The sequence below is a fragment of the Nostocoides vanveenii genome, from assembly GCF_039531165.1.
In the GTDB taxonomy this organism is placed as follows: Bacteria; Actinomycetota; Actinomycetes; order Actinomycetales; family Dermatophilaceae; genus Nostocoides_A; species Nostocoides_A vanveenii.
Genome location: NZ_BAAAPN010000004.1, coordinates 1 through 9,093, shown reverse-complemented (window position 1 = coordinate 9,093; position 9,093 = coordinate 1). Strand labels below are relative to the sequence as shown.

Below are 9,093 nucleotides of genomic sequence, written 5' to 3'. Positions count from 1 at the left end.
GGTGACAACACCCCCCGGATCATCGACGACAGGGGCAGTAAGTCATGCCGGACTCAGCGACCGAGATCCTCAGGTCGAGGACCCATCACGAAGGTAACGGGGGGTCGGCGATCTGCCGAGTGGCTGATCGATGAGTGATAGTGCGGTCCTGGCCGCGATATCACTCATCGATAGGTCCGAAAAAGGGTCGCGAGGGCGAGGCGGGCAGTGACTGGATCTCCGGATCGGACGTGCGCCAGATTGAGTGCCACGCCGGGCGGGAGCGGCAGCCGGCCGAACAGCGTGCCGCGCCACTTGGCATACGGAGGCCAGGCACGGCAGAGCAGGAACCCGAGGTGCATCGTGGCGTCGACCAGCCGCGCAGCGATGACGCGTGAGCCCAGATCGTCACCGCGGTCCGCGGCCCGGCCCATCAGGGGCAACTCCTGGTCGATCCGGCGCCAGTCACAGGCCACGAGATAGCGCCACAGATCGTCCGGGTACCAGTCCATGGCCGCACGCAGCGCGGTCAACGCGCCACCGGTGTCCTCGAACACCTCGCCGCCCACGACTTCGAGGGCCACCGGGCCGGTCAGCGAGAGCCAGTCCTGCGGTGTCGGTGCGTGGCGTGGATCGAACTCCAGCCGCGTCGTCGAGCCCGAGCACGTCCGACCCGGTTCCCACCCGAGCTGCAGCCCTCGGCAGACCCGGGCACTGCGTATCCAGGATCGGCCGGATCAACTCCACCCGGTAGTCCCTGGCCACCTCGATGCCGCTGCGCACCCGGCCATGCTCCCATCCGGCCAGCTGACGACAGCGCGGATGACCTCGCCCGCCGACCCGCGACCGGCCTACCATCACGTATGCCGTTGCGCGTCCTGCTCGCCGAGGACAACGCGCTGCTCCGGCAGGGGCTGGTCCGGATGCTGATGGATCACCCGGAGGTCGCCGAGGTGCGCGAATGCGCGAGCCTGGAGCAGGTGCGGGCGGAGGTCACGGCATACGGGCCCGATGTCGTGCTCACCGATTTGAAGATGCCCCCGGCGCATCGCGACGAGGGCGTGCTCATCGGCCGGGAGCTACGCCTCAGCAATCCGGGGACCGGGGTTGTCGTCCTGTCGAACTACCTCGAAGCCGAGCACGCCCTGGCGTTGCTCGCCGACGGGAGCACCGGGCGCGGCTACCTGCTCAAGGACCGGGTCGGGGACGTCGATCAACTCGTGGCCGCGCTTGCGGCGGTCTGCCGCGGCGAGTCGGTCATCGACCCTCAGGTCGTCGACGAACTCATGCGCCACCAGACCCGCAGCGCGACCAGCCCGATCGCGCGCCTGACCTCGCGGGAGCGGGAGGTGCTCGCCCTCGTCGCCACCGGCGCCGCGAACGCCGCTGTCGCCCAACACCTTGTCATCACCCAGCGGGCCGTGGAAAAGCACATCAACGCGATCTTCGCCAAGCTCGAACTGCCGATCGGAGTGGCGCGCGATCGTCGGGTGTCGGCGGTGCTGCTCTATCTCGCCGACAGTGGTGCGCGCACCCTGGCCGATCCCGGTCGGCGCTGAGATCATCGCCTCGTGGAGACGCGGACGGCGAGCGCCGGCGTCCTGGTCGTCGACGATCAGGCGGCATTCCGCGCGACCGCCGCGGCACTGGTCGCCGAGACCCACGGCCTGCACGTATGCCGCACGGCGGCCAGCGTGATCCAAGCCCGGTCCGCGTTGGCCACGTCCGGCCTCGACGTCGTGCTGCTCGACATCCGCATCCCGGGCGAGGACGCGCTCGGCTTCGCCGCCTGGTTGCGGAGGGTGCGGCCCGAGTTGGTGGTGGTCCTGGTGTCGGCGTATGGCGTGCTCGACGTCCCGATCTCGCTGCTCGCCGCGGGCGTCGGTTTCGTCGCGAAGGAGGACCTGGCACCGGCGAGCTTGCTCGCCGCGATCGCTGCAGCAAGAGCGGGACATCCGGGAGACGCGCTCCGGTGAGGGGCGAACCTCGATGAACCCCGGTTCGGGCGACCGCACCCCGGCCGTGGCCCAGGCGGACGACGAGGCGCGAGATCGACTGGGACGGCTGGTGTCGGTCAACGCAGTCGGGCTCGGCGGCTCCGTGGTCGCCCTGACGATCCTTGCGTTGACGCGGGTCCACGACGCCAACCTCTACCGCGACATCGGCGCCCTGGCCGCCGGGTTCCTCCTCGTGGCGTCCGGGCTGATCGGCCTGCGCCGGGGCTTGATCCAGATGGGGGCGCTCTCGGTCGTGGGCGCCAACTGGCTTGTCGCCGCCGCGCTGACCTGGCTCAATCCGTTCACCCTGCCGATCGCCGTGCTCGCCGTCATCGCACCGGTCGTGCTCGTCTTCGATGTGCTGCGCCGACGGACCCTCGCTGCCGTGATTGTCGCCACCGTCCTCGGGGCCGGAGCACTGGCGGGGGCCGGGGAGATTCGACGCCTGAAACCTGATGCGCTGCAACCTGATTCATCGCTCACGGTGCCGATCGTGGCCGTATTCGTCGCCGTGGTTGCCTTGGTGATCGTCGCCGGGCTTCGCGAGCAGGTGCGGCGGCTGCGGCAGCAGACGGCGGACCTCGACGCCTCTCGCCGCCGGCTCGCGGTCGCGGGCGACGAGGCGCGCCAGGCGATCGAACGCGACCTGCACGACGGCGCTCAGCAGCGCCTCGCCCGGCTCTCCGTCGAGATGGGCCGGGTGACCCGGCTCGGCGATCGCGATGCCGCCGCGGCGATCGCCGAACTGCCGGGGCTGCAGGCGGAGCTGGTGGACGGCATCAGGGAGCTCCGCGATCTGGCCCACGGGATCTATCCCGCGCTGCTCGCCGACCGGGGCCTGGGCGCCGCCCTCCCCGCGGCGGCACGCCGGACCAGCCGGCCATGCGCGGTAGACGTCGCTCCGGACGCGCGCTACCCAGCTCCGGTGGAGGCGGCCCTGTATTTCTGTGCGGTGGAGGCGATTCAGAACGCGGACACCCACTCCGGCGCATCGCGGATCGACGTCCGGGTGCGGCCCGCGGACGCGCGCCTGGAGTTCGACGTCTGCGACGACGGGCGCGGCTTCGACGTGGGCACGGCATACGGCCTCGGGCGCGGCGTGACCGGCATGGCCGACCGCCTCCGCGCCGCCGGCGGCGAGTGCCTGGTGCGCTCCGCCCCCGGCTCCGGCACGGTCGTGTCCGGCTGGCTGCCCGTGTGAAACTCCGGGTCAGCCGCGAGTGTGGTGTGGAGCGGGCGCACGTGTACGCACCACCACCAAGAGGCCGGGGTGCACTCCTGACCTGCGCGGCGCCGGGCGGGAGGCTGGGTGACGCGGCATACCGCCGCCCCAGCCGAGGAGGCCGTATGCCGTCCGCTTGCCCACCGTCCACCCTTCCGAATCCTGGTCGGGGCGACCGGCGACCGGTCACGCTGTCGGCTCTGGCCGCGACCGTCTTCCTCGGCGCGAGCGCCTGCGGTGCCTCGGGATCGACGAGCGGCACGCCGGCATCGCCCGCCACGAACACAACGGCCTCAACGGCAATGCCGTCCTCCGAAACGAGGGCGACGTCCTCACCGACGAGCACGCCACCGACCAGCACCAACACGGACGCGTCAGCGACGACTCCCCCCGCAGGCGCAGGGGGCCTGCCGAAGGATCACAGCGTGTGCGCCCTCATCGACCTCGGAACCGCGACGACGCTCCTCGGCAGCAAACCCACGACCCTGAAGGTCCCCGACACCAGCGATGACATGGTTACCCACGTCGACCGGTGTAACTGGAGCGCGGCCGAGTCCTCGCTCGCCTATCAGGTCAATCGCTACGCGAACCCCGCCATGGCTGCCACGATCGTCCGGGGCATCACCGGTCACCTGCCCCCGGCCGCGCAGGCGGTGGACTTCCCGCCGAGCGGCAAGGGATTCGTGGTCGCCATCGGCGCCAAGGCCATGGGGCGGGCGATCGTTCCACTCACCAGCGGTGTCGTACTCGACCTGACCACCACAGCCGCGACCTCGGCGAAGGCCGAGGCACTCCTGCACCAGCTCGCCGACACGCTGACTCGCGACATCGGCGGGTGACGGTGGCCGACCAGCCGTCGCGGAAACTTGTGCGGGAGGACGAGATTCCCACCGTGCGCCAAGGTCGTGCTGACCGATGACGCGGACACCGGCGAACTGACCAGACGCTGGCACACTGGCCCGGTGACCGAAGCGACGACACAAACCCGCTACATCACCTGTGTCCTGTGCGAGGCCAGCTGCGGGCTCGAGGTGACCGTTGATGGGGAGGAGGTCCGCGGCATACGGGGACATGACGCCGACCCGCTCTCGCGCGGACACATCTGCCCCAAGGCGATCGCCCTGCAGGATCTGCACACCGACCCCGACCGGTTGCGCACGCCGGTGCGGCGCGTCGGGGCGCCGGGCGCGGACGCGACGTGGGAGCCGATCGCCTGGGAGGAGGCCTTCGACCTGGTGGCCGAGCGGATCGTCGCGATCCAGGCCGAGCACGGCAACGACGCGGTCGCGGCCTATCTCGGCAACCCGAATGTGCACAGCGTCGGCGCGCTCACGCACGGCGTCAACCTGGTGCGAACCATCAAGTCCCGCAACACCTTCAGTGCCACGTCCGTCGACCAACTCCCCCACCAGCTGATGGCGTGGGCGCTCTACGGGCACCAATTCCTCCTCCCGATCCCCGACATCGACCGGACCGATCTGCTCGTGCTCTTCGGCACCAACCCGATGGCCAGCAATGGCTCGATCATGACGGTGCCCGACTTCCCGGGGCGCCGTCGCGACCTCCAAGCGCGCGGCGGCCGGCTGGTCGTCGTCGACCCGCGCCGCACCGAGACGGCCAAGGTCGCCGACGACTACCTCCCGATCCGCCCCGGCAGCGATGCGTATGTCCTGCTCGCGATGGTGCGCACGATCCTCGCTGAGGACCTCGCCCGCCCGGCGGACTATGTCGACGGCATCGACGCCGTCCGCGAGGTCGTCGGCCCGTTCACCGCTGAGCGGGCGGCGGAGGCGAGCGGCATCCCGGCCGACCGGATCACCGACCTCGCTCGCGCGATCGCGGCCGCCCCCAGCGCAGCGTTGCACGCCCGGATGGGGGCGTCCACGCAGGCATACGGCAGCGTCGCGCAGTGGGCGGCGCAGGCGATCAACATCCTGACCGGCAACCTCGACCGGCCCGGCGGGACGATGTTCACCAGCCCGGCGATCGACATGGTCGGCAAGAAGCTGATCGGCGGCGGGCACCTCGGGTCCTGGTCGACGCGCGTGCGCGGGCTGCCGGAGTTCGGCAGTGAGCTGCCGGTGTCGGTGCTCGCCGAGGAGATCACCACGCCCGGCGACGGCCAGATCCGGGGGCTGGTGTGCATCGCCGGCAACCCCGTCTCGTCCACACCCGCCGGCTCGGCCCTCGGCGACGCCCTCGCCGGCCTGGAGTTCATGGTCGCCATCGACTTCTATGTCACCGAATCCACCCGGTATGCCGATGTCATCCTCCCGCCGACCGGGCCCCTCGAGCGCGACCACTACGACCTGATCTTTCACACGCTCGCGGTCCGCAACACCGCGCGGTGGAGCCCGGCGCTGTTCGAGAAGCCCGAGGAGGCGCGGCACGACTGGGAGATCGCGCGCGAGTTGGCGCTGCGGATTATCGCGCTGCGCGCGGCGGCCGAGGCCGGGAGCGGGATCAAGGGGGCGGCGACGCGGGTGCTGCAGACGGTCAAGGACCTGCCGCACGTCGTCGAGGCGCAGGCCCGCTTCCGGACCACGCCGAAGCAGCAGGTCGACCTCCTGCTGCGGACGTCCGGCCACAGGCTGAGCGTGGGCAAGCTGGCCGCCACCCCGGGCGGGGTGGACCTCGGGCCCCTGGAGCCGCGCCTGCCCGACCGGCTGGCGACGCGCGACCAGCGGATCAACCTCGCCACGCCGCTCGTGCTCGACGCGCTGCCCGCCCTGCTCGCTGCCGAGCCGGTCGCCCGCGCGGATGAGTTGCTGCTCATCGGCCGGCGTAGCCAGCGCGACAACAACTCCTGGCTGCACAACCTGCCCCGGCTGACCCGCGGCAAGGCCCGCCACCAGTTGCTGATCCATCCCGACGACGCCGTATGCCGTGGCCTCACCGACGGCGACCGCGTCACCGTCGCCTCGCGGGTCGCACAGGTCGAGGTCGAGTGCGCGGTGACCGACGACATGATGCCCGGGGTGGTCAGCCTGCCCCACGGCTACGGCCACGACCGGCCCGGCGTTCGACTGAGCGAGGCGACGCAACTGCCCGGGGTGAGCATCAACGACTTGACCGACCCCGAGCGCATCGAGAGCATCGGCGCGAACGCCGTGCTCAACGGCATACCGGTCCTAGTGAGTAGCATTCCCGGCGAGTAGACATCGACGCGGAGGGATCTCGGCCATGGCGACCGGTCAGCAACTCGTCCGGATGGGCGATACCGAAGTTTTGGTCGAAGTGCGCGGCAGCGGGCCGACCGTGGTCGACGATGACCGGGCGGTCCTATCCTTCGACCCGGCCAAGAAGGCGATCCAGGCGGTCGTCACGGAGCTGAGCGACGCGATCCGTGCGGCTAAGCCGCAGGAAGCCTCGGTCGAGATCGGCTTCAGTTTCACCGCGAAGACCGGCAAGCTCACCGCGCTGCTGGTCGAGGGCGGCGGTGAGGCGAGCCTGAAGGTGACCTTGACGTGGAAGGCGCCCGAGCGGGCCGCGACGAGCAGCGACTGATTCGGCCGTGGGCCCATCCGTTGACGATCGGCACTTCCAACGTTTTGTCGTGCGCGTCCGCCGTCAGGAGGCTGGCTCCGGTTCAGGGGTGCTCGTGGCGCCCGGCTGGGTGTTGACCTGCGCGCACGTCGTCCGATCGGACTCCGATGTCCTGGTCGACCTCCACCCGGAGGCGCGTTCCGGCGGCTCGTATGCCGAGGCGGATCGCTCGGTCACAGGAACGGTGACGCACTCCTCGCCAACGCGATCCGATCACTCGCCCTCCGCATTCTGGCCGTTCCCCGATCTCGCCCTCGTGCGCATCCCTCACGAAGACCACATCTTTGCGCCGTTGTCGGAGGTGCCGTTCGGGTCGGTGTCGGACGGGATACATGCCTGGGGTTTCGGGCTGCGCGAAGACGACCGGACATCCCCTGGAGTCTCTGCTCAGTATCAGTGGACCGGCCGCGATGGCGACGGCTGGCTCCAACTCCAGGCGGGGTACGCCCCGCGGGGGATGAGCGGTGCACCGATCCTCGCAACGGCCGGCGGCGTCTTTGGACTCATTTCCGTCAGCCGCGACACGACCAACCCCTTCGGTGGATGGGCCTCACCGGTCGCCGCCCTGAGGTCACTGCCACCACGCAACGCCGACTCACCCGCCGCCGAGGAGGTCTGGAGAGCGAACCAAGAAGACGCCTGGAAGCACCGCGAGGCCTGGGCTCGGGCGACGCTCGCCGGAGCAGACAACCCGCTCGATCAACCGTGGGAGACCGCACAGTCTGAGCCTGCTCCCGATGCCCCGTCGACGCTGCTGCTCCCCCAGTATCGGATCGTCCCGCTCGTCGGCCGAGACGAGGCAATGGCGGTCTTACGGGCGTGGTGTGGAACACCGGCCGCGATGTCAATCCGGACGATCCAAGACCTCGGCGGCACCGGCAAGACGCGGCTCGCCGTCGAAGTGGGCCGCGAGATGGCGCAGGCCGGATGGGTGACGGGCTTCTTCCTGGACGACAAGCCCAAGGTTCCGCGGCGATCCGCCCGGCTGGTGCTCGTCGACTATGCCTCCGAGCACAACCCCACGAAGCTGAAGAAAGCCATGGAGGCCCTCCTTCAGTCGGCGACCCCCATGGAGCCCGTGCGGATCTTGTTGCTCGACCGGAATGAACGTCGCGCGAAGACCCTCGCAGAGTCACTGACGACGTCCGGCTCGTCCAGCCTCAAAGCGATTTACGCTCAAGTTGGCGAGCCGCTGGACGCTACCGCGGACCTCGTACTCACCGAGCGGGCGGAACTGTTCAGGCAGTCCGTGGCCGCGTTCTCCGGTGGGGCCGAGTCAGCCGTGGAACCCCCCGATCTGTCGAATCGCCGTTATCGACGGGCACTCGATGTCGTTATCGCCGCGTATGACGCGTGTCTCGTCGCCGATTCGGCCGCGGTCGACGCCTTCAAGCGCGTCCTCGACCATGAGGTGACGCACTGGCAAGGCCGGGCCCGTCGCGGGGGAGTGAAACCGGACGGCGTGCTGCCGCTGATAGCCCTGACGACGCTGTGCGGCGCCCGCGACGAGGGCGAGGCCGGGCGCCTTCTCGACCTGCTCAAGGTCGCACCTGAGCAACGGGTGTCCTACGACGCTTTGATGCGCGGGATGTATCCGGGCTCGTGGCTCTGGAACCCGTTGCGCCCCGACCGCCTGGGTGAGGCCCTCGTCACCAGGTGGATACGCAAAGACTCCGCCAGGGCGCTCCCAATCATCGGAGCCCTTCTCGATTCAGTGACGAACGTCCAACTGGCCCGCGCCTTCGCCGTGGCCGCGAAGCTGACCGGGCCGGACGCGGCGCCATTCGCAGCGCTCTTCCAAGCCCAGCGTCCCGCACTGCTCGCTCGCCTCGGCATCGGCGCAGACAGCGGCCCGGAAGACGCGGGCAGCACGGATCAGCCGGGCGAAGCCGGTCCTTCGGCGATGCCGGGGAGCGGTGAATTGCTCGCTGCTGTCGGACAGTTCGTCCCCACAGTGGTCAGCGTCCTCGGCGCACTGGACCCGATCCAGGTCCGCGAATCCGGAGCCCTCGAAACACTCGACCGTGTCGCGCAGCGGCTGAGGGACTTCGGGTTCGGCGAGCCGGCTCGAGTTGCGGCGAAGTATGTCATCCGAGTGTGCACCGCCCTAGCCGAGCGCGAACCCGGGAACACCGGCTACCAACGCGACCTCTCCGTCAGCTACGAGCGACTGGCCGACCTCGCCCGGGCCGAAGGGGACCCGGACACCGCCCGCCGCTTCTACACCGACGGCCTCGACATCCGCCGGGGGCTGGCCCAACGCGAACCCGGGAACACCGGCTACCAACGCGACCTCTCCGTCAGCTACGAGCGACTGGCCGACCTCGCCCGGGCCGAAGGGGACCCGGA

Annotated in this window: 8 protein-coding genes; 7 read left to right on the top strand and 1 reads right to left on the bottom strand. The window is 70.1% G+C overall.

What is annotated here, in order from left to right:
* Positions 1-164: 164 nt before the first annotated feature.
* The gene (locus ABD209_RS01325; protein WP_344061012.1) at positions 165-575 is read right to left on the bottom strand and encodes a DUF4037 domain-containing protein; all 411 of its coding nucleotides are present in this window, start codon (positions 573-575) and stop codon (positions 165-167) included.
* 267 nt (positions 576-842) lie between these two features.
* Between ABD209_RS01325 and ABD209_RS01320 the strand changes: the two genes are divergently transcribed.
* From ABD209_RS01320 to ABD209_RS01290, 7 genes are all read left to right on the top strand, one after another.
* A complete protein-coding gene (locus ABD209_RS01320) occupies positions 843-1,538 on the top strand; it encodes a response regulator (protein ID WP_344061009.1) in 696 nt (231 codons plus the stop codon).
* Between the two features lie 12 nt (positions 1,539-1,550).
* On the top strand, positions 1,551-1,955 hold the full coding sequence (locus ABD209_RS01315) for a response regulator (RefSeq protein ID WP_344061006.1): 405 nt from the start codon (positions 1,551-1,553) through the stop codon (positions 1,953-1,955).
* Positions 1,956-1,968: 13 nt separating this feature from the next.
* Entirely contained in the window at positions 1,969-3,177 is a 1,209-nt protein-coding gene (locus ABD209_RS01310) for a sensor histidine kinase (RefSeq protein WP_344061003.1), read from the top strand.
* Positions 3,178-3,623: 446 nt separating this feature from the next.
* A complete protein-coding gene (locus ABD209_RS01305; protein ID WP_344061000.1) occupies positions 3,624-4,037 on the top strand; it encodes a hypothetical protein in 414 nt (137 codons plus the stop codon).
* Positions 4,038-4,160: 123 nt separating this feature from the next.
* The gene (locus tag ABD209_RS01300; protein WP_344060997.1) at positions 4,161-6,356 is read left to right on the top strand and encodes a molybdopterin-dependent oxidoreductase; all 2,196 of its coding nucleotides are present in this window, start codon (positions 4,161-4,163) and stop codon (positions 6,354-6,356) included.
* Between the two features lie 25 nt (positions 6,357-6,381).
* Entirely contained in the window at positions 6,382-6,705 is a 324-nt protein-coding gene (locus tag ABD209_RS01295; protein ID WP_344060994.1) for a CU044_2847 family protein, read from the top strand.
* Between the two features lie 49 nt (positions 6,706-6,754).
* On the top strand, positions 6,755-9,093 hold a 2,339-nt coding region (locus ABD209_RS01290; RefSeq protein ID WP_344060991.1), incomplete at its 3' end, for a S1 family peptidase.

Coding starts and splice junctions, on each gene's coding strand:
- ABD209_RS01310 (WP_344061003.1), top strand. CDS start 1,969: ATGAACCCCGGTTCGGGCGACCGCACCCCGGCCGTGGCCCAGGCGGAC.
- ABD209_RS01295 (WP_344060994.1), top strand. CDS start 6,382: ATGGCGACCGGTCAGCAACTCGTCCGGATGGGCGATACCGAAGTTTTG.
- ABD209_RS01320 (WP_344061009.1), top strand. CDS start 843: ATGCCGTTGCGCGTCCTGCTCGCCGAGGACAACGCGCTGCTCCGGCAG.